The sequence below is a fragment of the Kaistella rhinocerotis genome, assembly GCF_030243905.1.
Classification (GTDB): Bacteria; Bacteroidota; Bacteroidia; order Flavobacteriales; family Weeksellaceae; genus Kaistella; species Kaistella rhinocerotis.
Genome location: NZ_JASSYY010000002.1, coordinates 700,925 through 725,951, shown reverse-complemented (window position 1 = coordinate 725,951; position 25,027 = coordinate 700,925). Strand labels below are relative to the sequence as shown.

The 25,027-nt window shown below is 43.5% G+C and carries 23 protein-coding genes and 1 tRNA gene; 8 read left to right on the top strand and 16 right to left on the bottom strand.

Translation table 11 applies throughout. The features are described from left to right. Positions 1 to 9: 9 nt before the first annotated feature. Positions 10 to 2,142 (bottom strand): helix-turn-helix domain-containing protein, encoded by a 2,133-nt coding sequence (locus QEP06_RS08595; protein ID WP_285269881.1) that lies wholly within the window; start codon positions 2,140 to 2,142, stop codon positions 10 to 12. Between the two features lie 142 nt (positions 2,143 to 2,284). On the opposite strand from QEP06_RS08595, the gene QEP06_RS08590 reads away from it, so the two are divergent. Further along, positions 2,285 to 2,734, top strand: coding sequence for a hypothetical protein (locus QEP06_RS08590; RefSeq protein WP_285269880.1), 450 nt, complete (start codon positions 2,285 to 2,287; stop codon positions 2,732 to 2,734). Here the strand turns inward: QEP06_RS08590 and QEP06_RS08585 are convergent, their stop codons facing one another. Next, the gene (locus tag QEP06_RS08585) at positions 2,735 to 3,250 is read right to left on the bottom strand and encodes a gamma carbonic anhydrase family protein (RefSeq protein ID WP_285269879.1); all 516 of its coding nucleotides are present in this window, start codon (positions 3,248 to 3,250) and stop codon (positions 2,735 to 2,737) included. It lies immediately after the preceding gene. 117 nt (positions 3,251 to 3,367) lie between these two features. Here QEP06_RS08585 and QEP06_RS08580 point away from each other — a divergent pair, with 117 nt between their 5' ends. Together QEP06_RS08580 and hemH are read left to right on the top strand one after the other, a co-directional pair. Beyond that, positions 3,368 to 4,246 carry a NifU family protein gene (locus QEP06_RS08580; RefSeq protein ID WP_251832274.1) on the top strand — a complete coding sequence of 293 codons (879 nt, stop codon included), beginning with the start codon at positions 3,368 to 3,370 and terminating at the stop codon, positions 4,244 to 4,246. Between the two features lie 68 nt (positions 4,247 to 4,314). After that, entirely contained in the window at positions 4,315 to 5,337 is a 1,023-nt protein-coding gene (hemH, locus tag QEP06_RS08575; protein ID WP_285269878.1) for a ferrochelatase, read from the top strand. A gap of 114 nt (positions 5,338 to 5,451) precedes the next feature. On the opposite strand, the gene QEP06_RS08570 is transcribed toward hemH, so the two are convergent. After that, on the bottom strand, positions 5,452 to 6,663 hold the full coding sequence (locus tag QEP06_RS08570; RefSeq protein ID WP_251832276.1) for a type IX secretion system plug protein: 1,212 nt from the start codon (positions 6,661 to 6,663) through the stop codon (positions 5,452 to 5,454). 98 nt (positions 6,664 to 6,761) lie between these two features. Here QEP06_RS08570 and QEP06_RS08565 point away from each other — a divergent pair, with 98 nt between their 5' ends. Beyond that, entirely contained in the window at positions 6,762 to 7,400 is a 639-nt protein-coding gene (locus QEP06_RS08565) for an MBL fold metallo-hydrolase (protein ID WP_285270082.1), read from the top strand. A gap of 122 nt (positions 7,401 to 7,522) precedes the next feature. Here the strand turns inward: QEP06_RS08565 and QEP06_RS08560 are convergent, their stop codons facing one another. The 9 genes from QEP06_RS08560 to QEP06_RS08520 all read right to left on the bottom strand — a co-directional run bounded on the left by QEP06_RS08560 (position 7,523) and on the right by QEP06_RS08520 (position 14,271). Then, complete coding sequence (locus QEP06_RS08560) at positions 7,523 to 8,080, bottom strand: thioredoxin family protein (protein WP_251832277.1); 558 nt, start codon at positions 8,078 to 8,080, stop codon at positions 7,523 to 7,525. A gap of 5 nt (positions 8,081 to 8,085) precedes the next feature. Then, a complete protein-coding gene (miaA, locus tag QEP06_RS08555; protein WP_285269877.1) occupies positions 8,086 to 8,988 on the bottom strand; it encodes a tRNA (adenosine(37)-N6)-dimethylallyltransferase MiaA in 903 nt (300 codons plus the stop codon). Positions 8,989 to 9,098: 110 nt separating this feature from the next. Continuing rightward, positions 9,099 to 9,437 carry a YkvA family protein gene (locus tag QEP06_RS08550; protein WP_251832279.1) on the bottom strand — a complete coding sequence of 113 codons (339 nt, stop codon included), beginning with the start codon at positions 9,435 to 9,437 and terminating at the stop codon, positions 9,099 to 9,101. A gap of 71 nt (positions 9,438 to 9,508) precedes the next feature. After that, entirely contained in the window at positions 9,509 to 10,060 is a 552-nt protein-coding gene (locus QEP06_RS08545) for a TlpA family protein disulfide reductase (protein ID WP_285269876.1), read from the bottom strand. Continuing rightward, positions 10,061 to 10,621, bottom strand: coding sequence for a thioredoxin family protein (locus QEP06_RS08540; protein ID WP_285270081.1), 561 nt, complete (start codon positions 10,619 to 10,621; stop codon positions 10,061 to 10,063). Positions 10,622 to 10,672: 51 nt separating this feature from the next. After that, positions 10,673 to 11,734 (bottom strand): chorismate synthase, encoded by a 1,062-nt coding sequence (gene aroC / locus QEP06_RS08535; protein WP_285269875.1) that lies wholly within the window; start codon positions 11,732 to 11,734, stop codon positions 10,673 to 10,675. 93 nt (positions 11,735 to 11,827) lie between these two features. Beyond that, on the bottom strand, positions 11,828 to 13,465 hold the full coding sequence (locus QEP06_RS08530; protein ID WP_285269874.1) for an LIC_10190 family membrane protein: 1,638 nt from the start codon (positions 13,463 to 13,465) through the stop codon (positions 11,828 to 11,830). A gap of 53 nt (positions 13,466 to 13,518) precedes the next feature. Continuing rightward, positions 13,519 to 14,064 (bottom strand): YMGG-like glycine zipper-containing protein, encoded by a 546-nt coding sequence (locus QEP06_RS08525; RefSeq protein WP_251832283.1) that lies wholly within the window; start codon positions 14,062 to 14,064, stop codon positions 13,519 to 13,521. A 136-nt stretch (positions 14,065 to 14,200) separates the two neighbouring features. Beyond that, positions 14,201 to 14,271: transfer RNA gene (locus QEP06_RS08520), tRNA-Cys, on the bottom strand. A 168-nt stretch (positions 14,272 to 14,439) separates the two neighbouring features. On the opposite strand from QEP06_RS08520, the gene QEP06_RS08515 reads away from it, so the two are divergent. Then, positions 14,440 to 15,432, top strand: a complete 993-nt coding sequence (locus QEP06_RS08515; protein WP_285269873.1) for an LLM class flavin-dependent oxidoreductase — start codon at positions 14,440 to 14,442, stop codon at positions 15,430 to 15,432. A 192-nt stretch (positions 15,433 to 15,624) separates the two neighbouring features. Continuing rightward, the gene (gene ribB / locus QEP06_RS08510) at positions 15,625 to 16,746 is read left to right on the top strand and encodes a 3,4-dihydroxy-2-butanone-4-phosphate synthase (protein WP_285270080.1); all 1,122 of its coding nucleotides are present in this window, start codon (positions 15,625 to 15,627) and stop codon (positions 16,744 to 16,746) included. A gap of 43 nt (positions 16,747 to 16,789) precedes the next feature. Here ribB and QEP06_RS08505 read toward each other — a convergent pair whose 3' ends face one another. After that, a complete protein-coding gene (locus QEP06_RS08505) occupies positions 16,790 to 17,293 on the bottom strand; it encodes a thermonuclease family protein (protein ID WP_285269872.1) in 504 nt (167 codons plus the stop codon). A gap of 186 nt (positions 17,294 to 17,479) precedes the next feature. Here QEP06_RS08505 and QEP06_RS08500 point away from each other — a divergent pair, with 186 nt between their 5' ends. Further along, positions 17,480 to 18,262, top strand: a complete 783-nt coding sequence (locus tag QEP06_RS08500; protein WP_285269871.1) for a CPBP family intramembrane glutamic endopeptidase — start codon at positions 17,480 to 17,482, stop codon at positions 18,260 to 18,262. Between the two features lie 116 nt (positions 18,263 to 18,378). Here QEP06_RS08500 and QEP06_RS08495 read toward each other — a convergent pair whose 3' ends face one another. Beyond that, positions 18,379 to 19,581, bottom strand: a complete 1,203-nt coding sequence (locus tag QEP06_RS08495) for a hypothetical protein (protein WP_285269870.1) — start codon at positions 19,579 to 19,581, stop codon at positions 18,379 to 18,381. 344 nt (positions 19,582 to 19,925) lie between these two features. Here QEP06_RS08495 and QEP06_RS08490 point away from each other — a divergent pair, with 344 nt between their 5' ends. Then, a complete protein-coding gene (locus QEP06_RS08490; protein WP_285269869.1) occupies positions 19,926 to 20,246 on the top strand; it encodes a hypothetical protein in 321 nt (106 codons plus the stop codon). Positions 20,247 to 20,320: 74 nt separating this feature from the next. Here QEP06_RS08490 and QEP06_RS08485 read toward each other — a convergent pair whose 3' ends face one another. Together QEP06_RS08485 and rpoC are read right to left on the bottom strand one after the other, a co-directional pair. Continuing rightward, positions 20,321 to 20,635: a DUF3467 domain-containing protein gene (locus tag QEP06_RS08485; protein ID WP_251832290.1), complete on the bottom strand. Its 315-nt coding sequence runs from the start codon at positions 20,633 to 20,635 to the stop codon at positions 20,321 to 20,323. A 91-nt stretch (positions 20,636 to 20,726) separates the two neighbouring features. Next, positions 20,727 to 24,992 (bottom strand): DNA-directed RNA polymerase subunit beta', encoded by a 4,266-nt coding sequence (rpoC, locus tag QEP06_RS08480; RefSeq protein WP_251832291.1) that lies wholly within the window; start codon positions 24,990 to 24,992, stop codon positions 20,727 to 20,729. Positions 24,993 to 25,027 lie beyond the last annotated feature (35 nt).

Genomic DNA, 25,027 nt, shown 5'->3' with positions numbered 1-25,027 from the left:
ATATTTAAACTATTTCGTCTTGCTTTCTTTCACGAAAGTATAGTGATTGAGCAGAACACGGATTTCATTAAACTCAAAATCTTTTGGCAGCACCTGTTTCCAGGCACTTAAGGTTTCATGGGTGTCGTCTTTTTTGAATTCCTTTTCAAATGTTTTGATTTTGTCTTTGTCGAAAATCCGCTTCAGGTCTAGCAAACCTCTTTCCGCGAACTTCGCCAGATGTCCGTAAATGGTTTCGGGCACCAGTCCGCGTTCGCGCGCGATTTCGGGTATCGATTTACCTTCTTCAAAAAGCTGAAACGTAAGGATATGCGACGGAATTTTCGCAATCTTAGTCGTTATGATTTCCTCATTTTTAGAATCAAACAGTGGTTTCTCCAGCAGATGCACTTTCTTAAGGTCGTTCAGGTAATCTTCGAGGTCATCAAGGAACACCCGAAAATCTTCGTTGTACTGTTTCAGACCTTTTACGCCTTTGGTTTCGGCATAGAATTCCTTCAGCAGCGAGAATATCTTTGAATTTACATTGGTGAAAAAAAAGTTTACCGCACCTTTCGCTTTTGTTTCTATCTCGTCCCAGGTCGTTTTTCCCTCGATGAAGCTATGCGTCATCTGCTGGATGACACGGCGGAATTTTTCAAAGACTTTGCGGTAATTTTCAGCTTCCGGCCGGAGTGTCTGATGCAGAAAAACCACTTTATCCTTATCCGTGAGTTTTGCCTGTTTCGCGTTCTGAAACCAGACGTCAATCGTAGGCGCGATCCACGAACATTCGAGTTTGCTGATGATTTTCTGGATGCTGTAATCGTACTTTTCAGCATTTAATATTTCCTCAATTTTCGAATTCGCATGCGTTTCATCCTGAAATTTCGAAACCCTGCGGTCTGAATAAATAACTTCAGGCGTGATTTTCGACTTTAAAACAATGCCTTCCAACGTCCGGCAACGTGAAAGTGCCACATACACCTGCCCGGAAGCAAAAGATTTTCCGGCATCGATAATCAGGCGGTCAAAAGTAAGTCCCTGAGATTTGTGGATGGTGACCGCCCAGGCGAGCCGCACCGGAAACTGTGAGAAACTGCCAAGAACTTCCTCCTTTACGCTTTTGTCTTCACCCAGCGAGTATCTTTTCTGGTCCCAGTTCTCTTTTTTAAGTTTAAATATCTCATCATCACCATCGATGATCACCGAGATTTCCTTTTCTGAAAGACCGACAACTTCAGCCAGTTTTCCATTGAAATAGCGCCGCTCTCCGCTCGCGTCATTGCGGATGAACATGATTTGCGCACCGACTTTAAGTTCAAGAACTTCATCATTAGGATACTGGTTTTCATTAAAATCACCAATAATCTCCGCTTTATAAAAATGAGATTTCCCCGGAAGCGCCGCCAGTTTCTTTAGGTTGATGTCATCCGCCATTCGGTTATGCGAGGTCAGATACACGTAGGCTTCGTCTTTTGGCTCAAAATCGGGAATATATCTCGCATTCAGCGTTTCAAAATCGATATCGCGAATCTCACCGTCACGGATTTCATTCAGGATCTCCAGGAATTTTTCATCCTTCTGGCGATAAACTGTAGTGAGTTCCAGTGTAATCAGCGGAAGTTCCTTCAGCGCGTAACTGTCGAAGAAAAACGGTGAATTATAATATTGCTTTAAAATATGCTCGTCGCGTACCACAGGCGGAAGCTGATAAAGATCGCCGATAAACAGCATCTGCACGCCACCGAATTTCTGTTGATTCCGCCTCACATGCCGTAGTGAAAAATCCATCATATCAAGAACATCCGCGCGCAGCATCGAGACTTCATCGATTATGATGATTTCTATTTCGCGCAGCAGTTTCAGCTTGTCTTTCCGGTAGCGGAAATGATGCATCAGATCGGCAATGTTGTTTGCAGTATCGGTATCTATGCGTTCTGTAGTAGGTAGAAATGTGCGTAAAGGCAGCCCAAACATCGAGTGTATGGTCACTCCACCGGCATTGATCGCTGCGATTCCGGTGGGTGCTACCACGATGAATTTTTTTCGGGTTTTAGCCACAAACTGGTTCAGGAAAGTGGTTTTTCCTGTGCCCGCCTTCCCCGTGAGGAAGATACTGCGGTGGGTGTGTTCGGCTAAACTAAACAGCGATTCGTTCATCGGTCAAATTTAAGGAAAATAGCCGCAAAAGCTGATTGAAGACTGAATTTTTGACGGGCTATGAAATATTTAAAAATAATCTTAGTACCCTAATTTTAGGAAAAGGTAATATTTTTGCAGGGTTTGGTTTAAAAATATCATCATGACGAAGACTGCCATCTTAATTTTAGCTTCCGCACTTACTTTTACCGCCTGCAAATCGAGGCAAAATGCAGACACTGCAAACCTGCCGAAGGACATTTCGCTGAAACCGGACAATAATCTGATTCAGCAGCAGGACCGTGAAGAACTGAGTTTGATGCTCAAAGAAATTGAAACACTCGCCACTTCGAAAACCTGCAGCGACGCGTCTGAATGGAAATTTGCAGCGATCGGTGCTAAACCCTGCGGTGGTCCGAGTTCGTATATTGCGTATCCGCTCGCACTGGAAAAGGAAATCTTAGAAAAGATCAATCTGTTTAACCGGAAGCAATCGACATTTAACACGAAATATCAGCTGATGTCTGACTGCCGGATGGTGATGCCGCCCGCCGGAATAAAATGTGTTGACGGAAAGGCGGTGCTGATCAGTGAAGTTGCCGAAGTGCAGTAATTAATCTTTGTACCAACCGGAATATTTGACATAGTTGTTGGCGATTCTGTTCACCTCACCTTCGAGGAGTTCCGCTGAGATATCTTTGATTTTCCGCGCCGGAATTCCGCCCCAAACTTCTCCGGATTTGATGTGCGTTCCCTGTGTTACAACCGAACCTGCGCCTACAATCGAATTGCTTTCAACGGTGCAATCGTCCATTACGATGGCGCCCATGCCGATCAATACATTGTCTTTTATTGTACAGCCGTGCACGATGGCGTTATGTCCGATCGAAACGTTATTCCCGATCACCAAAGGATATTTTTCAAAGGTGCAGTGAAGCATTGCGTTATCCTGCACGTTTACCTTGTTCCCAAGCGTGATGAAATGTACGTCACCGCGGATCACGGCGTTGTACCACACACTACATTCGCGGCCCATAGTCACGTCGCCAATTACTGTGGCCGTTTCAGCCAGAAAAGTTCCTTCACCAATTTGTGGAGTTTTATCTAAAAGTGTCTTAATAATTGCCATGCGCTGTCTGTTTTAATGATGGTTTTTGGGGATGACCGGTATTTATAAAATCGAAGTATAAAAGCGTATTGCCAATTTTGTAATCCGTATTTTTGCCATTCAAATTTACTGAATAATATGAGACCTATCCTTATAGAACCTACCGAAAACCCGAAAGTGCTGAAATTCGTGGCGGATTATACGCTGCTGCCCGGTTCCGTGGAGCTTGACCGCGATTCTGACATTTCGGAAATACCTTTGGCTCAGGAACTTTTCAAATATCCTTTCGTGGAACGGATTTTCATCACAGCCAACTTCATTGCCGTGGCAAAACAGGACGGCGTAGAATGGGAACATGTAGCCGAAAGCCTTAAAAACATCCTGCAGGAAACCCTTCACGAAAATCCACGCATCTACCGTCAGAAAATGGCGGATTCACACCAGATTTTCAGTGAAATGACACCAAACCCGATGGTAATGAAATTCGTTTCGAGCAACAGGCTGATCGATGGTTTTGTGGAAGTGAAATCGCTCGAAGATTCGGGAGATGTTCCGCTTGCTGCCGCGTTGTTTGCTAAGTTCGGTTTTGTAAAAGAAGTCTTTATCTCTGAAAACTTTGTCGCGATTACCAAAAATGTGTCTGTTGAATGGCATGAGGTGATGATTGAAGTGCGTGATTTCATCGCTAATTATTTGCAGGAAGGCGGTAAAATCTCGAACATTGCCGCACAAAAACACGAGAAACCTGCCGAAAATATTATTAACCGCGAATACACCGAAACCGAGCAGAAAATTTCGGATATTCTCGACGAATACGTGGCGCCAGCGGTGGCCGGTGACGGCGGCAAAATTTCACTTATCGAGTACGATGAAACCTCAAAAACCGCGAGAATGCTGCTTCAGGGCGCTTGTTCAGGCTGTCCGAGTTCTACAGCGACTCTCAAAGGCGGTATCGAAAACCTTTTGAAGCAGTTTGTGCCCGAACTTATAGACCACGTGGAAGCGGTAAATGGATAAATATATCAGCAATTGGTTTGAACATATGCCGTGCGTATTGGACAGCCAATTACTTATTTCAAAAAAATATGAAAGGAATTTTATTAGTCAATCTCGGTTCGCCGAAATCTACACGTGTTGAAGATGTGAAGGAGTATCTCGACGAGTTTCTGATGGACGAAAAAGTGATCGATTACCGCTGGTTTTTCCGTTCGCTGCTAGTTCAGGGCATTATTTTGAGAACGCGTCCGGCGAAATCTGCAGAGGCTTATAAAACGGTCTGGACCGACGAAGGCTCTCCGCTGATTGTCATCACCAGGCAAATTCAGCAAAAGCTGCAAAAACTTGTAGATATTCCGGTGGAAATAGGGATGCGTTACTCCGAACCGAGTATTGAAAGTGGGATACGCAGCCTTACAGAAAAAGGTGTTAAGGAGATCGTGCTCTTTCCATTGTATCCGCAATATGCGATGAGTACAACCGAAACTGTGGTGGATAAAGCTGAAGAGGTGCGTAAAAAACATTTCCCAAATGTCCGAATTAGCTACGTGCAGCCTTTCTACAACCGAGATATCTATATCGACTGCCTGGCTGAAAGCATCCGCGAAAAACTTCCTGAAAATTACGATGCCCTGCAGTTCTCCTACCACGGTGTGCCGGAGCGGCATATCTATAAAACTGACCCAACCAACACCTGCAACCTGAACGACTGCTGCTCAAGAGCCGAAAATCCCAGTCATCAGTTCTGCTACAGACATCAGTGCTACAAAACCACTGAGCTTGTCATCGAAAAACTGGACATTCCGCGGGAAAAGACGGTTGTTTCTTTTCAGTCGCGGCTTGGAAAAGATAAGTGGATGGAACCGTACACCGATGAAACGCTGGATGCATTACCGAAAAAAGGCGTGAAAAATCTGGCAATTGTGTGTCCGGCTTTTGTGTCTGACTGCCTGGAAACGCTTGAAGAAATCTCGGTGGAAGGCCGTGATGACTTCCTGCATGCGGGCGGCGAAAACTTTCATTACATCCCGTGTCTGAATGATGAAGACCGCTGGATTGAAGTGGTGAAAACACTTTGCGAAGAAAAGCTGAACGATTTCTATTTTGTTTAAATAGACCTTCTTCCGGTGCGGGGTCCCTAGCCCCGATAGAAGCGGCATCCCCCTCGTCGCCTGGTAAGGCGGCGAGGGGATACAGCGGATAGCGGGAAAAAGCTCCTGAAAAATTTACCTTACCGGCGTTCGAAACTCGCCGTAACCCAACAGCCCGTCGTAGTTGCTGCCGAAGGGTTTGTAATAGAGATACGCCTGATAAAGGTTTTCGGTTTGCCAGAAATTTCCGTTGATCTCACCAAAATTCAGGCTGCCATCATCATTTTTTGTGGCCAGAATGTAATTATAAAAACCTTGCTTAAGATAGATTTTTGCGAGGTATTTTTTTGCGTTTTCGTCGTAGTACATCAAGTTTTCGGGTGACGCCTGAAAATTGTTGAAAGCGCCCATCACATAGATTTCTTTGTCGGTTTTGTGCGAATCAAGCGCAAAATACACCCAGGAATAATCGGCTTCGCGATCGGGATCACGCTCAAGGCCCAAATCATTGCGGCGAAAATAGAAAGCGCCGTTCACATCGGGCTGAAACTGGTAATTGCCCGGAAAAGCCCACACGGGATGGAGATAGGTATAATTCACGTTTTCCACGGTTTCGGCACCCGCCACCATATCGAAAGCGTAACTCATGTTCTTGTTGTCAAAATAATAAAACTCGTTATTCCCCGGAAAAGCGAGGTCCATCTGCTGAAAAAGCAACCGGTTTCCTAATGTGGAACTCGGCCGCAGACCGTACAGCGCGACGTTCCAGTTATTATTTTGCACCACATTCAGGCTTACCGAATTAGTGTTCTGCATCAGCGCCGAACTGTTGCCGAGCGCCTGCACTTCCACACGCTGGTTGACGCCGGGACGCCTGGCGTCCGTGGTTCGGCTTAAATTTACACCGACGATCGCGCCGTCTTCCATCATCGAAAACCTTCTGGTGAATAATGGTTTGGATGGTGAATCTTTGTAAACGATCATCTCGAAATTTCCGGAAATCTTCGGTCGGATCTTATCATTCGGAAACGTCAGCGTGTAATGCGTGTACGGCTGCAGCGTGTTGAATGAATATTTAAAATCGTCTATCATGCCGTTCAGGCTGCCGGTGGCAAATTCCGTGAAAAAAAGTCCGTCTTCATTCCAGTTCCGGTCCAGATGGCGGATGGTATAGCGGTATATGTTACTTGAATTCGAAAGATCATCGAAACGGAGAATCAGAACCTCATCAAAACCGATGACAGGCGTCTCATCGTTTGTCTGCGGATTGAACAGCTGTACACTGCGGATATCCTGCGCAAATAAGGTGATATTAAAAAGTAAAAAGAGTAAAAATTTCAGTTTCATACGTCTAAAGATAACGGAATATCACGCAGTTTGTTGTAAAGCCAAATGTGATAAGGTTTTAAAATCTGTATTTTTGACGACATTTAAACCTAAATATGATGCTGCATATAAAATCATTTGCGTTCAACCCATTTTCTGAAAACACCTATGTTGTGTTTAATGACAGGCAAAACGCCTTTCTGGTCGATCCCGGAAATTTCAGTGAGGTTGAGACCGAATCACTTGAAAAATTCATCGCCGAAAACAAGGTTCAAATTAAGAATATCCTGCTTACACACGCGCATATTGATCACGTTCTGGGCCTGCAGTGGGCGTTTGACAAGTATAAAGTTCCGGTTTTGATGCACGAACTTGACTTTGAAGTTCTCGAACGGAACCCAATGAGCGCACAGCAGTTTGGGTTTTTCTTCAAGCCTTTTGAAGGCGAAATCAAATATCTAAATGAAAACGACACCGTAAGTCTGGATGAAGATGAGCTCAAAGTTCTGCATATTCCGGGACATTCACCGGGCAGCGTGGGATTTTACTCAAAATCCCAAAAATTCGCGGTTTGCGGCGATGTATTATTTGAAGGCAGCATCGGCCGCACTGATCTTTACAAGGGTGACCATGCACAACTTTTAGACAGCATCCGCACGAAACTCTTCACGATGGATGATGAGACCAAAATTTATAGCGGTCACGGAAATCCTACAACCGTTGGTTTCGAAAAACAGTATAATCCTTTCTTAAAGTAAGAGAAAAGTAAAAAGTAAAAGGGGCCACGTAGCAATTATTAAGCAAAACAAAAGAGCAAAATCCTGCGATTATCGCGCTTACTTTGCTCTTTTTACTTTTTACCTGCCTCTTTAAAAAGCCTCTACTTCCATTTGATGCCGCAACCGATGCTTGGCCGCTGAATTTCCTCCTGCGGAGCACCGGCAAGAAGGTTTTCAAAAGCGATAATCAGATCTTCACCGGTAATTTCTTTGTTGTTGCCGGGACGTGAATCATCCATCTGACCGCGGTAAATCAGATCCAGTTTTTCGTCGAAAAAATAGAAATCCGGCGTGCAGGCAGCGTTGTATGCTTTCGCCACAGCCTGGCTCTCATCAAACAGATATGGAAAATCAAACTTTTTGTCAAGCTGAAACTCAATCATTTTTTCCGGCGAATCGTCCGGATATTTTTCTACATCATTCGCGTTGATTGCGATAAACTCGATGCCTTTGTCCTGATAATCTTCGTAAAGCTCAGCAAGTTTATCAATCACATGCAGCACGAATGGACAGTGATTACACATGAAAATCACCAATGTTCCCTTTTCGCCTTTCAGTTCTTCGAGCGACTGAATTTCGCTGCTGTGTGAAGGATTCGGGAGTTCAAAAAAAGGCGCTTTCGTTCCGAGCGCGAGCATATTTGAAGGTGTCTGTGCCATTTTATTTAAATATTTAAATTCTTTAACAAAGATAATGATTCTGCCACGGCTTTGCGGTAATCAACCCAATGGATATTGGTTTCCTTGCGATACCACGTGAGCTGACGCTTCGCAAAACGACGCGAGTTTTTCTTGATTTCTTCCACTGCGGTATCAAAATCCCAGGTTCCGTCGAAAAACTTAAACAGTTCGGTGTAGCCTACCGTCTGCAGTGCAACAAGGTCTTTGAAAGGAATCAAATTACGGACTTCTTCTTCTAGACCTTGCTCCAGCATTGCGTCAACGCGTTGGTTTATGCGTTCATAAATGACCTCGCGCGGTGCTGAAATGCCGATTCGCGTAACGCTGAAAGGACGTTTGTGAAGGTGAGTAGCTATATTTTCAGTATAAGATTTTCCGGTTTGCCAAATGATATCGATTGCCCGAAAAAGACGCCGCGGATTGCTGCGGTCCACGATTTCAAAATACAACGTATCCAGCTTTTCAAGGATTTGCTGAAGTTTTTCTATGCCTTCTTCTGCAAATATTTTTTCAAGTTTTTGCTGGTTTGAGGGATTGGATTCGGGCAAGTCGTTCAATCCTTCAATCACGGCTTTTTCGTACATCATGCTGCCACCAACCAATATGACCACATCGTGCCTGGTAAATAAATCTTCGATTTTCGCCAGCGCATCTTTTTCAAACTGCCCGACCGAATAATAATCCTGCACGGAAAGATTCCCGATGAAATGATGGGGAACCGAAGCCAACTCGACGTCAGAAGGACGGGCCGTACCGATTTTCATCTCGCGGAAAAGCTGCCGCGAATCGCAGGATACAATTTCGGTCCCGTAAAATTTGGCAAGTTCGATGGCGAGCGCCGTTTTGCCGATGCCTGTGGTTCCGACGATGGAAATAAGATTTTTCACGGTGCAAATTTCACCAAAAATTTCCACATGCTATAGCCGCGTCGCTTTCTAAACGTTTTAAAATAAAAAATGCACCTGGAAACAGGTGCATTCTCTTTATTAAATGTGATTTAACTAATAATCTCCGCGTCGGAAATATTATTTCCCGCCTTAGTCTCCGTTTCCCAGGCCACAAATTTCTCCGCTTCACGGATCAGCATCGGTATGGCGAAAGCCAATAGCGCGAGGTCATCCATCACGCCGATTAGAGGAATCCAGTCTGGCAGGACGTCAATTGGCGAAATAAGGTAAACCAAAACAAGCCCCGGCAATATGACGTTCTTATAACTTGGTTTGTAACCATTTTTCGACATCACAGATTTTACCATCCGGATGATCACAGGAATTTTAGCGATAAAGCCTTTGTGTCTGAAGGCCTCTTTTGCCAAAGCAATTTTTGATAGTTTCATTCGTTCGTGTTAATATTTAAACCCGAAAGTAATCGCAACTTCTGTACCGTGTTTTACTAAATTATGTTAAATTACTTTGTAAAACTGTCGATGAATTCGTGCACAGATTTACTGTTCCAATCCTTGGACGCATCTTCTTTAAGCAGTATCCTGCCATTTTTATCAAGCAAAAATGTGGTGGGAAATGCTTTTGGTAAAATATTTTTTGACACCGGGCTTTGCGCGATGTAAACCGGCGCCGTATAGCCTTTGTCTTTCATGAAGTTCAGTACATCCTCTTCTTTATCCTGCATCGCGATCAGCACAAAATCTACCTCGCCTTTTCGTGACTGATAAAGTTTCTCGATCGTAGGCCATTCTTCCCGGCAAGGCGGGCACCAGGTTCCCCAAAAGTTAAGGAAAACCAGTTTGTCACCTTTCAGGTTCTTCAGGTTTGTGCTCGGTACATTAAGACCTTTCAGCTGAACATCGTAATCCTCATCCTGCAGTGTCACGGCATTTTCAATGGCTGCGACCGGAAAAAAGAGGTCTTTGATCTTCAGTTTTACCGATGGAAAAAGGTAAAGCACCGCGACAAAGGCCAGCGCGATGATGTAGAAAATATTCTTTCTTAAAAATGTCATTTAAACAAGTTTTAAAATTTCATTAATGGCGTCCTGACCGCGGTTTTTTGCATAGTAAACCTGCAGGTCATTATAAAATTCTTCCCGCGGGTACGACTTTTCGTCTGCTTTGAATTTTGCGAGTAGCTCATTTCCGTACTGCGGACGCGGTCCCCAGGTATCTTTTACGTCAAGGAATTCATCCAACACCAAAATTTTCGGAATTGATTGGGTGCCGTTCGTCAGAAACTGGTCAATCAATGTAGTGTCAGAATCTCGCAGGAAAACGCGAACCTCCACGCCAGCTGCTTCGAAAAACAGCGCAACAGCAGGCACAGTGGCACTCGCATCGCCACACCAGGGCTCGGAGATGATCAGAATCTTTCCTTTGAAATTTTTTGCTTTTAAATTTTCGAGCAGCTCTTCATCCAACTTAAAAGTTTTCATCGTGCGCTCCATGCGGTGTAAACCGAGTTCGTAATATTGGAAATAATCGTCCGTACTGGGCGTTTCTGTAACGCGGCGTTGTGCCACATCCATATATTCCTCGAACGACAGTGCGGTTTGCCAGTATTGCTGAATACTGAAAGTATCATCAGCCATAATTTTATTCTTTTTTAAAATAATATTGTTTTAAAGTCTTCTAAGTTTATTGATCAGATAAAGGTCCGCGAGGACAAAGGCGGCCAGATTTTCCACGATGGGCACCGCACGCGGCAATACGCACGCATCGTGACGGCCTTTTCCTTCCACAATAACCATATTTCCGTCACGGTCTACACTTTCCTGCGGTCTCAACAGAGTAGCAACCGGCTTGAAAGCGACCCGGAAATATACATCCATCCCGTTTGATATACCGCCCTGAATACCGCCGGACAAATTCGTTTTCGTACTGAAATCAATATTGAAAAGGTCATTGTGTTCTTTTCCGGTCATCTTTGCGCCGCAGAAACCACTGCCGTATTCAAAGCCTTTTGCGGCATTGATATTAAGCATTGCTTTGGCGAGTTCGGCCTGTAACTTGCCAAACACCGGTTCACCGATTCCCGCCGGCAGATTTTTAATCACACACATAATGGTTCCTCCAATCGTGTTGCCTTCTTTTTTTATCTCTTTGATTTTTGCAATCATTTTTTCCGCAGTCGCCGGATCCGGACAGCGTACATCACTCTCGTCAGTTTTAGACAAATCGAGATCCTGATAAGGTTTTTCACAGAAAATTTCTCCAACAGAAGAAACATATGCGCTTATCTCAACATCTGCGGGCAGAACTTGACGCGCCAGAGCACCGGCTGCCACCCAATTCACGGTTTCACGCGCCGAAGATTTACCACCGCCGCGGTAATCGCGCAGGCCGAACTTTTGGTCGTAGGTAAAGTCTGCATGGCTGGGCCTGTAAGCATCGGCAATATGGCTGTAATCCCGAGATTTTTGATTTTCATTTTTAATGATAAAACCAATTGGCGTACCTATGGTTTTCCCGTCGAAAATTCCCGACTGAAAAACAACAGTGTCACTTTCCTTCCGCTGTGTGACGATTGCCGACTGCCCCGGTTTCCGTCTGTCGAGCTGGTACTGCACCTTTTCAAAATCCACCTCAAGTCCCGCAGGAAAGTTGGTGATGATGCCGCCGTAAGCTAAACCATGACTTTCGCCAAAGGTGGATAGCGTAAGAAAATTACCGAGTGTGAACATAGTACAAAGTTAATGAATTTGGGTGGGCAAACAACGGTCATTCCGCAGTTGCAGAAGATTGGTTTTAAATTGAAACTGAAGACAAAAGCATGATCACCGGCCATATTTTTCAAGGTTCATTTTCTGTATGATTTGCTTCAGTTTCCTTTGGTCCGTTTTCGAAAGTTTTTTCCATACAAAACCTTCGCTGAGTGTCTTGCCTTTCAGTTGAGGAAAGATTCCGGCCTCATCATATTTTTTTATCGCATAAGGTGTGATCGCCGGTAAAGGCGTATCAAAACTGTAGAAATAAGCTTCTACAATATTGAACTTAAGGTTTCCGATTTGATGCGTTTGGAATCTTTCAAGTTTAAAAGTGGCAGGTTTTATCAATTGTTTTACGGAAAGACCAGTCATGAAAGTACCACTACGGAAATTAGGCAGGGTTTTTTGTAAGGTTTTGGGAAAGGAAATCATTAATAATATAATCAATGAAAGCCCTGTACTAAAAATAAAGACCTGCGAATTATTTGCCTTTTTATAAAAAAACACGACGGCCAGCACAAAAAAGACTTCGAGGAAAAAACGGTATTGCGCCGAAAAGGCCAGTACGAGAACTGTTTTAATGATAATAGAAAGGAAAAGCAGCCAGTAAACCTTCTGTTTCTGTAAAACACAGAACAGCAGGAATATCAGCAATCCTAAAATAAGCAGGATATTGATGAAACCTTTTGGAAAAGGCAATGAAAGCCATTTGGCCATCAGTTGGGTAAGTGTAAATCCTTTTATTTCAGCAACCGAAAACTGCATGTCGAATGTTTTTCGGTAAGCAGTTTCAGATGAGATCTGCAGGATATCAGGGTGCGGTTTCCAGCTGAATCCAAAATCGAAAGTCTGCACGGGAAATACGGGAAAACCGAATGTCCAGCAATTTTTTACGATAAACAGTAAGCCTATCGCAGCGCCGCCAAAGAAGATTTTGAAATTTCTGCTGGGATCAGAAACGATGTAAAGCAGCGAAAAAACAGGAAGCCATAGTAACGTCGGTTTGATGGCGAACGCAAAAACCGAAACTGTGAAGAGCCAGCCGTGGCTTTTGTTTTTGCTTAATATTTCGTTCAAAACTACGAGTGAAAGCACAACCGCGGGAAGATCCGGCGACGGCGACTGTACAAACAGGAACAAAACCGGAAATAAAATCAGGTGGGACCAGGCCTTTTTTTCGAAAACATAAATCAGGTAAGCCATTGCCATTATCGAATTCAGCCGCATAAACGGGTCGGTAAAATGAGAAAATCCGGCCTGAAGGATGTGCCAGAAAGACATTTGACCAAGCACTAAATCCAAATTTGCAATTCCGCGGACTAGGCCAACTTCTGCGAGCCATTTTGAGGTTGGAACATAATAGCCGAAATGATCGAGAATGAATGGGAAACCGCTTCCGGCAAAAAGAATTAAAACGCTGAAAAGATAAAACCAAAAGTTTTGGACTTTAAAAAAAAGTATAATATCGCGGTAAACCTTTAGATATAAAAATAACGAAAAGCCGATGATTACCGTGAAAACTTCAACCCAAACACTGAATGGAATAAAGAATGCCAAAAGTGTAAATGTAACCGTAAGGCCCAGCATGCCGGTTAATACATTTGCTGCGACTCCTGTAACGGTAGTGTGTATATACCTGTTCACTGCTGCACCGAATCCCGAGAATACCGGTAATAAAATCAGAAGTGAAATCAGGAGATACAGCATAAAAAAAGATTGCTTAAAAATAAGCAATCTTTGCAACTATATTTGATAAGAAATTAGTTTCGTGGCTGTACCCGACCGTCTTTACGGTCACCTGCTCTACCGATGGTATATCCTGTCGCACCACCGATAATACCACCTACTACAGCACCAGCCGCACGGTTTTTCTTATTGATCAGCGCTCCGGCCGCTGCACCACCCACAGTACCGATGATTGTACCTTTAGCGGCTTTGCTCATCCCCTGTCTTTGGGCGGTTGTTTGTGTAGTACCAGCGCTGGATCCGGCGCTTGAACCTGCACTTGAAGAATATCGCGGTGTGTTATCTACGTAAACTGTTTTGGTTTCGCGGATTACCTGCGGGCGCGCAGCAGCTACAGCAGCTTTCGCTTTTCTTTCTTCTTCAATACTGTCTGCTTTTTTCTGGGTTTCATAAGCCATTTTCTCTTTTTCAATGGCTAATTTTTGCTTTTCTATCTCAAGCTGACGAGCCTGAAATTCCATCTTTTGCTGCTCCAGTGATTTTTCGGCCACTGTATTATCTTTTGTACAGGCTGTCAGTAGAACAACGGACATAAAACCTGCGGTGATTATATTTTTCATAACTAAAGATTTTCGTTTACTTAGGAGGGGTTACACCAAAACGGAACCAACCACCTGTTAAGAGAACGTTAAAACTGTGAAAATGTTATAAAACAAAAAAGCAAATTACTGAAGATCAGAAATTTGCTTTTACTTGAGGTTCCTAGCGGATTCGAACCGCTGTAGATGGTGTTGCAGACCATTGCCTAGCCACTCGGCCAAAGAACCATTTCGGTTTGCAAATATAGGAATTATTTGGAAATCTCCACACACAGATTTTTGCTTTGTTTTACTTTTAATAAGCCGGTTATATCATGGTCATTAGTTTTAAATATCGCAATCATTCTGCAAACCTTTCTAATCTCCGTATTTTTGTATTCGTCTTAAAACAATATTATGAAAAGATTCGATCTATCTGTACTCGATTTAGCTCCGGTAAAACTACATAAAACGATCAGTGATACCTTTGATGACAGCCTGGATTTGGCCCGGCATGCAGAAAAACTCGGTTACAAAAGATTCTGGCTGGCCGAACATCACAACATGGCCAGCATCGCCAGTTCTGCAACTTCGGTTCTTATTGGTTTCATTGCGAACGGAACCAAAACAATTCGTGTAGGCTCCGGTGGCGTGATGTTGCCGAACCACAGTTCACTCGTGATCGCGGAGCAGTTCGGTACGCTTGAAAGTCTCTTCCCGAAAAGGATAGACCTTGGTGTAGGCCGCGCGCCGGGCACCGACGGGCTTACCGCAAAGGCGCTGGGCAGAAACCCAATGATCATCAATGAACAGTTCCCGAGACAAATCCTCGAACTTCAGCAGTATTTTTCGGTGGAAAATGCCAACAGCGCGGTGCGGGCTATTCCCGGTGAGGGTTGCGATATCCCGATTTACATCCTCGGATCAAGTACCGACAGCGCGTGGCTCGCGGCAGAAATGGGACTTCCCTATGCTTTTGCCGGACATTTTGCACCGCAGATGATGGAAAGCGCCTTCGAGATTTACCGCGAAAACTATAAACCGAGCGAAGAATTCCCCGAACCTTACATCATCGCGTGTGTCAACGGCATTGCAGCCGAAACCGACGAGGAAGCCAATCGACTTTCGGGTACGCTCTACCAAATGTTCATCAACATCATCCGTAACGACAGAAAACCGTATTCACCGCCTGTAGAAGACATAGACTCGGTTTGGAATGCGATGGAAAAAGCCCACGTAATGAATATGCTGCGCTACAGTTTCATCGGAAGTGAAGAATCGGTGAAAAAGCAGTTCGCTGATTTCCAAAAGCAATTTAAAGTAGATGAAATCATGGTGACCTCGGCAATCTATGATCATGCGGCGAGATTGAAATCTTATGAGATCATAAGAAATGCCACAGATTCTTGATTGTATAAACGGTCTTGGGCTTAGAAAACAGTTTCGAAAGGAGCAAAAATCCCGCGTCCCGGCTTGAGCGGAGCTCTTTTTGTGACGCGAAGCGGAGCAAAAAAGCGGGAGCGGAAGACGGATGAAGACGCCCAAATAAAGATTGGTGAATATTTAAATCTAAGTATCTTTGCAGCACTGAAAAATAGCAACATGCCCGATATACAACTTAATACGATTCCTGAAGCGATACAGGACCTGAAGGACGGAAAAATCATCATCGTAGTTGATGATGAAAACCGCGAAAATGAAGGTGATTTTCTTTCCGCTGCAGAACTTACCACGCCGGAAATTATCAATTTCATGACCATTCACGGCCGCGGGCTGATCTGTACACCGCTACCGGAAAAAAGATGCGACGAACTTGGTCTTGATATTATGGTCACGCGCAGCAGCGACCCGAAAGAGACGGCGTTTACGGTATCTGTAGACCTGCTGGGCGACGGCGTTTCTACCGGAATTTCCGCAAGCGACCGCAGCAAAACGATTTTAGCTTTAATGGACCCAAACACGAAACCCGCGGATTTTATGCGTCCGGGGCACATTTTCCCATTAAGAGCGAAAAAAGGCGGCGTTTTAAAAAGAGCCGGTCACACCGAAGCTGCCATCGATCTTACTAAACTTGCAGGCTTAAAAGAAGGCGGCGTGATTTGCGAAATTATGAACGAAGATGGTTCCATGGCGCGACTGCCGGAATTGTATGAACTGGCAAAAAAACACGATTTGAAACTGGTTTCCATTGAAGATTTAATTGAATATCAATTAAAAAAAGGTGACCTTATCGCGCGCATTGAAGAAAGAGAAGTAAAAACCTTCTACGGCGATTTTGATTTTTATGCCTTTAAAGAGACTTGCACCGACCAAATTCATTTTGCGTTAACCAAAGGAAAATGGGCAGAAAACGAACCGATTTTGGTGCGTGTTCAGGCTTCAAATTCTTATTTTGATGTTTTAAGCCGTTTAACGACAGGTGAAAAACCTTTGCTTGAAAAGGTAACTTCGATGATTAATGAAGAAGGAAAAGGCGCGATCATTTTCATTAATAATGTTTCGAACTCGGAAAATACCATGCGCAAACTGCAGCAGTTTTTGGATTTCCAGGACGGGCAGGAAAAAAGACCGACTTTAGCTTCCAATTTCCATGATTATGGCATTGGAACGCAGATTTTGAAAAATTTAGGCATTAATAAATTCCGTGTGATTTCGCAGAATGTTCACCAAAAACCTTTGGTTGGTGGCTATGATGTGGAAGTCACCGAAATGGTTCAGCTATAGAAAAACAAAAAATACCGCTTTTTAAGGCGGTATTTTTTTTGACTTATTTCCGGTAATCCCAAGGCGCGACCGGCGATTTTTCTGACCACAAACCGACCTTATTTCTGCGCGCCGTTATCTCTAGTTTCGCATATTCCAGCTTCACGGAATACTTTTTATAATGCCAGGCTAAACCTGCTTTCAACATTTCTTTGTTAAGGCAGGTTTTTTCATTTAAATAAATTTCCGCGATTAAGCGGCCGCGCGCGTCGTAGTTTCCTTTTTTGCCCTGACTTACCAAAGTGACGTTTTTGCCGAAAGCCAGCGCGGAAAGTTTCTGTTTGGAAACGGAGCCAAAAGCCTGCTTTTTTTCCGGCGCGTCAATATGCTCAAGGCGTACCACGAGCGGTAGCTGATAATATAAAACCTCAACGGTGTCGCCGTCTTTAATCCCGATGACTTTTACCTTTAGGATGAGCTGATCTGTTTTCTGAAAATCCTGCCCGGAAGCCGGTAAAAAACTGATGCCAAGAAAGAAGAAGAGAAAAAGTAAAGTTATTTTTTTCATATTAAATGCGTTTTTTCATTTTTTTGTGTGGTGTGGAAGTTAAGAAAAAAATAGGCTTTTAGCAGTAAAAAAATGTACTGCAATCATTTTTAAATTTTAGTAACGAACGAACGTAAAAATTATATAAGTCACTGTAACAGAATACCATTTTGCAATACAAATCATATAAACTATTAAAAAACAACCATGAAACAAAACAATTACTTTTCATTTTTGCTGGGCTTTATTGTCCTGTTTGCCGTTTATCATTTTCCGGAATTCTACGACGAATTTTGGATTATGGCGGTCTTTAAAATCGGTTTTCTGCTTGTAGCTTTTGGAATTGCGGTGTGGCAGGGCGGAAAAGGTTTCGGTGCGTACGGATTAGCTTTGAAAAAACCCTGGTTCATCAATTTAATTAAAGGTTTGGTTATCGGGATTTTTGCTTTTGCACTTTCCACATGGCTTTCCACGATTTTAGGTTATGAGAAAATAACGGAAATCCCAACTATAATGGCGGTTTTTCAGGCGCTGCCGATGCTTTTACTGATGACCGCAATACCGTCCGTTGCTGAAGATTTGCTGACGCGCGGTTATCTTTGGAGACATTTGCAGCACAAAGTGAGCGGTCAAAACTGGGTGCTGCTTTCTGCGGCGGTTTACGTTCTAAACCATATTTGGCGACTGGATGACGGCGCTGCAGTTTTAACTTATCTTTTTTTCCTTGGTTTGTTGCTCGCATTTACCGTTTGGAAAACGAAAAATCTTTGGCTGGCTTTCGGAATTCATTGGGGTTCCAACATTGCTTTTGAATCTACTAATGGTTTAATTAAAACGGAGTCTCTTGCTGACGGAGCGCAAAGCACTTGGATTTTAGCCGCTGTTTGGGCATTTATTTTCATTTTTTTCCTCATTTTCGAAAAGATTCAGGCGAAGCCGACTGGTGAGATGACTGAGAATGATAACAACGAACTGGATTTTGCAGGCTGATAATTAAGCTTTTTTAGAAATTTTGCCATTTTAGCGGCGAAAAAAAATCCCGATTCAAATGAACCGGGATTTATATGGTAAGAAACTTTTTCGAAGTTGGGTGTGAATGTTCTACTTCACAAAGAAACTTTCTTTCTATGTACCGGCCGTGCTTTGGTAACCGCTTCAATCTTTGCAAGGCGATCTCCATAGAAACTGAAATGCGTTTCATCAACGAGGTCCCGAAGTTTTAGGTATATTTTCTTCTGCTCACAAGGTTCCGAAATTTCGGCAAGGAAAAAATAATAAATAAGCGAGTAATATTTCCGCCAGCCGAAGCCCAGGTTTTCCAGGTTTATGAACTCCAAATATTTTTGAGAGCGGGCTGTATCACCTACTTTATGAAATCCTACCGCGCATAAGATCTTCCACACCTCATCGTGCGTCGCTTTACGGTCTGCGGGGATGAATTTCTGTTGCTGGAGTTGCTGGCGGGTGTTATTTTCCAGGAGGAAATGGATTTCACTTTTCCTGTCGGTGAAGATTAATGATTCCAGGACCGTATATTCGAAACTGCAGACAGACGCGCTGGACGCAGGAATATACCGCTCCCGTACTTCTTTCATTTCTGTAAAAATCTGCGCAAACAATGCTTCATCCCCGACCAAATCGGCATAAAGCAGCATCGTGCCGTATTTGAGGCCGGCCGGAATGACAAAAACATCCGGCGTGAGTTCGGTTTCTGCAATCTGACGGTAAAAAATCTTCATCAGTTCTTCATTCCCCTGTAAGAAAGCGCTTTTAAAAAGAAATCCGTACGCAAAAATCTTAGCTTCGTTGGACGTATTGAACTTCAGATAACACAGAAAATACTGTGAGTACACGGTACCGAGCATATCGCGCATCGGGTGATTTTCAATGAAATATTTGCGGGCCAAAGGGTAAGGCATCATCCGCTTGTGCGTGCTGATCAGCAGTTCAGCCGAATCTGAAATCTGCCGGCACAGTTCTTCACTTTTTTGCCAGAAATCTTTTCCACTGTTTTCATCTGCTCCAAAGAACTGTTCCAGTTCGCGGTGTGAATTAGCGTCAGCGAAATGAGGGAAATCGGTAAAACCACAATACTCAGCGAGCACGTCCAGCGTAAACTGGCTGGGTTTGGAGGCCGTCCTGACCAAACCGAAAAAGCGCCGCAAAGTCTGTGCGCTGATATTGGCTTTAGGATTTTTGACGAGAATGGCCGCAAGATTTTCGCAGTCTGTGGCGGTTACGATTTGTTTTCCGAAAGTTTTGACCGTTTTCAGGCGCAGCTCGTGGATGGAGGCTGACGTGCGTTTCATTACTAATTACTATACCGGTATCTTGATTTACTTACTGCGAAAATTGTACAGCAATGTACAAAAAACTGCATATTTTTCACTGTAAATTTGCGCCACACAAATGATGAAAAAAAGTGAATCTGCTTTCCGGCTTACTATAGGTAAGTTTAAAAAGCAGATTTTTTTTGTTGAAAGGGTTTAGGTTCGTATCCTGCTCACTGTTCTTTCTGAAATTGCGTGGAAAAACCTGGTTCTTTGTGAGCCGGTTTTTTTTTACAGATAGGTAATTTCTTAGTAAAGCGCCGCGTTTTGGCGTTCAGCCGTTCTACATTTGAAAAATAAATTAATACTAAATAAGGACATACATGAAAACAATCTCCCACGAATCGGATTACGGTTTCCAAAAGGCAGCCATGATTATGGCGGTTTTGACAGTTTTATTTTTTATCTTATCAGTTGCGGACGGCAGTGGAAATATTCCACTGGTGCAGCGCTCTGATGCCGAGTTTGCATTGGTAGGATTTGTTACGATCAACCTTGTTTTTTCGTATACAAAAGGGTTTATGCGGTACTATCTGGGAACAAACTGGGTGGAAATAGTGTATACTGCATTTTTAGCCACAGGATTATTCGGTATGATTACTATTTTAGCTGATGTACTTTTCACGCTGTATTCCTTTTTCTAACACTTACACAAATGCTGAGAAAAAAAATCCCGGTTCGTTACTGAACCGGGATTACTGTAATAAACCGTTTGGACTTACGCCTGAACGTTATTGTTCTGTCCTACTACGAAAGGCTCTACTTCTTTGATTTCGCCGAACTGCTGCTCGTAGTTAGCTACGTTTTGCTGCAATGCAGAAAGAACTCTTTTTGCGTGAAGCGGCGCCAGGATCACTCTAGAACGCACGTTAGCCTGCTGTACACCCGGCATAAGCTGGATGAAATCCACTACGAATTCTGAAGGCGAGTGGTTTACCAACGCAAGGTTGCAGTAAACTCCTGCAGCGATCATTTCGTTCAGGTTGATGTTGATGTTGTTTGGATCCTGATTTTGGTTTTGGTTGTTGTCCATGTTTTTTTTAATTATGAATTATGAATTTTGGATTATGAATGATAGATTATGGATTAAAATTCAAAATCCATAATCTACAATTCAAAATTACTTAGTTGATGTCTTCGAATTCTTTTTTAGAACCCACGATGATGTTCTGATAGTCTTTAAGACCTGTACCTGCAGGGATTCTGTGTCCTACAATTACGTTTTCTTTCAGACCGGTCAGGTAATCTACTTTTCCGGAAACTGCCGCCTCGTTCAATACTTTCGTAGTCTCCTGGAAGGAAGCTGCCGACATGAACGATTTGGTTTGGAGCGCCGCTCTGGTGATACCCTGTAAAACAGGTGTCGCCGTTGCAGGAAGAGCATCGCGCACTTCTACAAGTGCAAGGTCCTCACGCTTCAGTTTGGAGTTTTCGTCTCTCAGTTCTCTGGCAGTGATCATCTGGCCTGGCAAGAATGCTTTTGAATCTCCGGCTTCCGTCACTACTTTTAGACCAAATACCCTGTTGTTTTCTTCAAGGAAATCGAATTTATGCTCCAGAGCACCTTCAAGGAACTGGGTGTCACCACCATCAACGATAGATACTTTCGTCATCATCTGTCTTACGATGATTTCGAAGTGCTTGTCATCAATTTTTACCCCCTGAAGACGGTAAACTTCCTGAATCTCATTCACCAAATATTCCTGAACGGCTGTTGGGCCTTTGATTTTCAGGATATCGTCCGGTGTGATAGATCCGTCAGACAGCGGCGAACCAGCTGTTACGAAGTCGTTTTCCTGAACGAGGATTTGGTTTGAAAGTTTCACTAAATATTTAGAGATTTCTCCAGTTTTCGCTTCTACGATCAATTCGCGGTTACCACGCTTGATTTTTCCGTAAGAAACTACACCGTCGATTTCTGTTACTACAGCTGGGTTTGAAGGGTTACGTGCTTCGAAAAGTTCGGTAACTCTCGGAAGACCACCCGTGATATCCCCGGATTTTGCAGATTTACGCGGGATCTTGATCAGGACTTTACCCGCCTTAATCTTTTCACCATCGTTTACCATCAAGTGGGCACCAACCGGAAGGTTGTATGATTTCTGCTCAACACCTTTAGAATCTACTACTCTAAGTGTAGGTACAGCTTTCTTGTTTCTTGATTCTGAAATTACTTTCTCCTCGAAACCTGTCTGCTCATCTATCTCCAGTGCGAATGAAATACCCTGGATGATGTCTTCATACTCTACTTTACCGGCAGATTCAGCAATGATTACCGCGTTATACGGATCCCATTTCGCAATGGTGTCGCCTTTTTTCACTTTATCACCCGGTTTTACCAATAGCTCTGAACCATAAGGTACGTTAGCCACCATAAGCGGTGTACGTGCTGCATTGTCTGCAACCAAACGGAATTCCGTAGAACGTGAAACAAGGATTTCAGCTTTTTTGCCTTCGTCGTTTTCGGAGGTTACGGTTCTCACTTCATCCATTTCCACGATACCGTCACGTCTTGCAACGATCGATGGGTTTTCTGAAATGTTACCCGCGGTACCACCCTGATGGAAGGTTCTCAGCGTAAGCTGCGTTCCCGGTTCACCAATAGACTGTGCGGCGATCACCCCAACAGCTTCACCCATGTGGATAGGTTTACCTGTCGCAAGGTTTCGTCCGTAACATTTCGCGCAAATACCTTTCTTGGTCTCACACGTCAATGGTGAACGAACTTCTACCACTTCAATTCCTGCACCTTCGATTTTTCTGGCCAGTGCCTCATTGATGAGTTCATCTGCATTTACCAGAACTTCGTCAGTTTCCGGATCGTATACATTGTGCAGGGAAACTCTACCTAAGATTCTTTCGGCAAGTCGCTCTACGATTTCGTCGTTTTTCTTTAACGGAGAAATTTCGGTACCTCTTAATGTTCCACAATCGTCTTCTGTAATGATGACATCCTGTGCAACGTCTACCAATCTTCTGGTCAAATAACCAGCATCGGCCGTCTTAAGAGCGGTATCCGCAAGACCTTTACGTGCACCGTGGGTGGAGATAAAGTACTCAAGGATCGAAAGACCTTCCTTAAAGTTTGCTACAATCGGGTTTTCAATAATTTCCGCGCCTGTAGAACCTGCTTTTTGTGGCTTCGCCATCAATCCACGCATCCCTGAAAGCTGACGGATCTGTTCTTTGGAACCCCTCGCACCGGAATCAAGCATCATATAAACAGAATTGAACCCACCCTGGTCGGTTTTCATTCTGCTCATGATCATTTCAGTCAGTCCCGCGTTGGTGTTGGTCCAAACGTCAATTACCTGGTTATAACGTTCTGTATCGGTAATAAGACCCATGTTATAGTTGGCCTTGATTTCGTCTACGTTCTCAACCGCCTGTGCGATCATGGTTTTCTTTTCAGCCGGAATTACGATATCTCCCAAACTAAATGAAAGTCCTCCTTTGAATGCATTTGAATAACCTAAGTCTTTCATATCATCAAGGAACTTCACTGTCGTAGGGAAATCTGTATCTGCCAATACTCTACCAATAACGTTTCTCAACGATTTCTTGGTAAGCAGCTCATTTACATATCCTGATTTTTTAGGCACAATCTGGTTAAACAATACTCTTCCTACAGTAGTTTCGGTAAGTTTAACAACAATTTCGCCCTCTTCTTTTACCGGTACTCTACATCTTATTTTCGCATTGAGGGAAACCTGTCCTTCTGCATAAGCAATTTCTACTTCTTCCGGTGAATAGAAGGCAAGACCTTCACCTTTCACTTTCATAGTATCTGTAGAATCAAGCTGCTTAGTCATAAAATACAGACCCAATACCATGTCCTGAGAAGGTACGGTAATTGGGGAACCGTTCGCAGGGTTAAGGATATTCTGAGAACCTAACATCAATAGTTGAGCTTCAAGAATAGCCTCTGGGCCTAAAGGTAAGTGTACCGCCATCTGGTCACCATCGAAATCCGCGTTGAATGCCGTGGTAACCAATGGGTGAAGCTGAATAGCTTTTCCTTCGATCATTTTTGGCTGGAACGCCTGGATACCCAGTCGGTGAAGTGTAGGTGCCCTGTTCAGAAGAACCGGGTGGCCTTTCATTACGCCTTCCAGGATGTCATAAACAACAGGTTCTTTTCTGTCGATGATTCTTTTTGCAGATTTTACGGTCTTTACGATTCCTCTTTCAATCAGTTTTCTGATGATAAACGGTTTGTAAAGCTCGGCAGCCATATCTTTAGGGATACCACATTCGTGAAGCTGAAGGTTTGGACCTACAACAATTACCGAACGCGCTGAATAATCCACACGTTTCCCCAATAAGTTCTGACGGAAACGACCCTGCTTCCCTTTCAATGAATCTGAAAGTGATTTCAATGGTCTGTTCGATTCAGATTTTACAGCTGATGATTTTCTTGTATTATCGAATAGTGAATCTACAGATTCCTGAAGCATACGCTTCTCGTTTCTAAGGATTACTTCCGGAGCTTTAATCTCTAAAAGTCTCTTAAGACGGTTGTTTCTGATGATTACTCTTCTGTAAAGGTCATTAAGATCCGATGTCGCGAATCTACCTCCATCCAATGGAACCAATGGTCTCAATTCTGGTGGGATAACAGGAAGAACACGCATAATCATCCATTCCGGACGGTTGATCATCCTGGTGTTGGCACCACGGATGGCTTCAACAACATTCAGTCTTTTTAATGCCTCAGTTCTTCTTTGTTTTGAAGATTCATTGTGTGCTTTGTGACGAAGGTCAAAAGACAACGTATCAAGATCAATTCTTCTCAATAATTCTTCTACCGCTTCGGCACCCATTTTGGCAACGAATTTATTCGGGTCAGAATCATCAAGATATTGGTTTTCTGCCGGAAGCGTATCCATAATATCAAGATACTCTTCCTCAGTAAGGAATTCTTTGTCCTCAAAATCAGAACCGTCGGCTTTTTTGGCAATACCGGCCTGAATCACGACATATCTTTCGTAATAGATGATCATGTCCAGTTTCTTGGATGGAAGACCCAAAAGATAACCGATTTTGTTCGGCAAAGAACGGAAATACCAGATATGAGCCACAGGAACTACCAGGCCGATGTGGCCGATACGCTCTCTACGTACTTTTTTCTCGGTAACTTCTACACCACAACGGTCGCAAACGATTCCTTTGTATCGGATTCTCTTGTATTTACCGCAAGCACATTCGTAATCCTTCACAGGACCGAAGATTTTCTCGCAGAACAAGCCGTCACGTTCCGGTTTGTGGGTTCTGTAGTTAATGGTTTCGGGCTTTAAAACCTCACCGCGCGAATCCTGAAGGATGGATTCCGGTGAAGCAAGACCGATAGTAATTTTACTGAAATTACTTGTTTTATTTTTATTTGACATTTTTTTTTGTTTAGATTAAAAGATTGAGAGATTGA

Excerpts from the sequence above, each read along its gene's own strand:
- QEP06_RS08585 (WP_285269879.1), bottom strand. The coding sequence starts at position 3,250 with ATGGCAATTATTAAGACACTTTTAGATAAAACTCCACAAATTGGTGAA.
- rpoC (WP_251832291.1), bottom strand. The coding sequence starts at position 24,992 with ATGTCAAATAAAAATAAAACAAGTAATTTCAGTAAAATTACTATCGGT.
- QEP06_RS08500 (WP_285269871.1), top strand. The coding sequence starts at position 17,480 with ATGAAACAAAACAATTACTTTTCATTTTTGCTGGGCTTTATTGTCCTG.
- QEP06_RS08485 (WP_251832290.1), bottom strand. The coding sequence starts at position 20,635 with ATGGACAACAACCAAAACCAAAATCAGGATCCAAACAACATCAACATC.
- QEP06_RS08515 (WP_285269873.1), top strand. The coding sequence starts at position 14,440 with ATGAAAAGATTCGATCTATCTGTACTCGATTTAGCTCCGGTAAAACTA.
- QEP06_RS08565 (WP_285270082.1), top strand. The coding sequence starts at position 6,762 with ATGCTGCATATAAAATCATTTGCGTTCAACCCATTTTCTGAAAACACC.
- QEP06_RS08525 (WP_251832283.1), bottom strand. The coding sequence starts at position 14,064 with ATGAAAAATATAATCACCGCAGGTTTTATGTCCGTTGTTCTACTGACA.
- QEP06_RS08560 (WP_251832277.1), bottom strand. The coding sequence starts at position 8,080 with ATGGCACAGACACCTTCAAATATGCTCGCGCTCGGAACGAAAGCGCCT.
- hemH (WP_285269878.1), top strand. The coding sequence starts at position 4,315 with ATGAAAGGAATTTTATTAGTCAATCTCGGTTCGCCGAAATCTACACGT.
- ribB (WP_285270080.1), top strand. The coding sequence starts at position 15,625 with ATGCCCGATATACAACTTAATACGATTCCTGAAGCGATACAGGACCTG.
- QEP06_RS08490 (WP_285269869.1), top strand. The coding sequence starts at position 19,926 with ATGAAAACAATCTCCCACGAATCGGATTACGGTTTCCAAAAGGCAGCC.
- aroC (WP_285269875.1), bottom strand. The coding sequence starts at position 11,734 with ATGTTCACACTCGGTAATTTTCTTACGCTATCCACCTTTGGCGAAAGT.
- QEP06_RS08495 (WP_285269870.1), bottom strand. The coding sequence starts at position 19,581 with ATGAAACGCACGTCAGCCTCCATCCACGAGCTGCGCCTGAAAACGGTC.
- QEP06_RS08505 (WP_285269872.1), bottom strand. The coding sequence starts at position 17,293 with ATGAAAAAAATAACTTTACTTTTTCTCTTCTTCTTTCTTGGCATCAGT.
- QEP06_RS08570 (WP_251832276.1), bottom strand. The coding sequence starts at position 6,663 with ATGAAACTGAAATTTTTACTCTTTTTACTTTTTAATATCACCTTATTT.
- QEP06_RS08550 (WP_251832279.1), bottom strand. The coding sequence starts at position 9,437 with ATGAAACTATCAAAAATTGCTTTGGCAAAAGAGGCCTTCAGACACAAA.
- QEP06_RS08595 (WP_285269881.1), bottom strand. The coding sequence starts at position 2,142 with ATGAACGAATCGCTGTTTAGTTTAGCCGAACACACCCACCGCAGTATC.
- QEP06_RS08590 (WP_285269880.1), top strand. The coding sequence starts at position 2,285 with ATGACGAAGACTGCCATCTTAATTTTAGCTTCCGCACTTACTTTTACC.
- QEP06_RS08530 (WP_285269874.1), bottom strand. The coding sequence starts at position 13,465 with ATGCTGTATCTCCTGATTTCACTTCTGATTTTATTACCGGTATTCTCG.
- QEP06_RS08545 (WP_285269876.1), bottom strand. The coding sequence starts at position 10,060 with ATGACATTTTTAAGAAAGAATATTTTCTACATCATCGCGCTGGCCTTT.
- QEP06_RS08580 (WP_251832274.1), top strand. The coding sequence starts at position 3,368 with ATGAGACCTATCCTTATAGAACCTACCGAAAACCCGAAAGTGCTGAAA.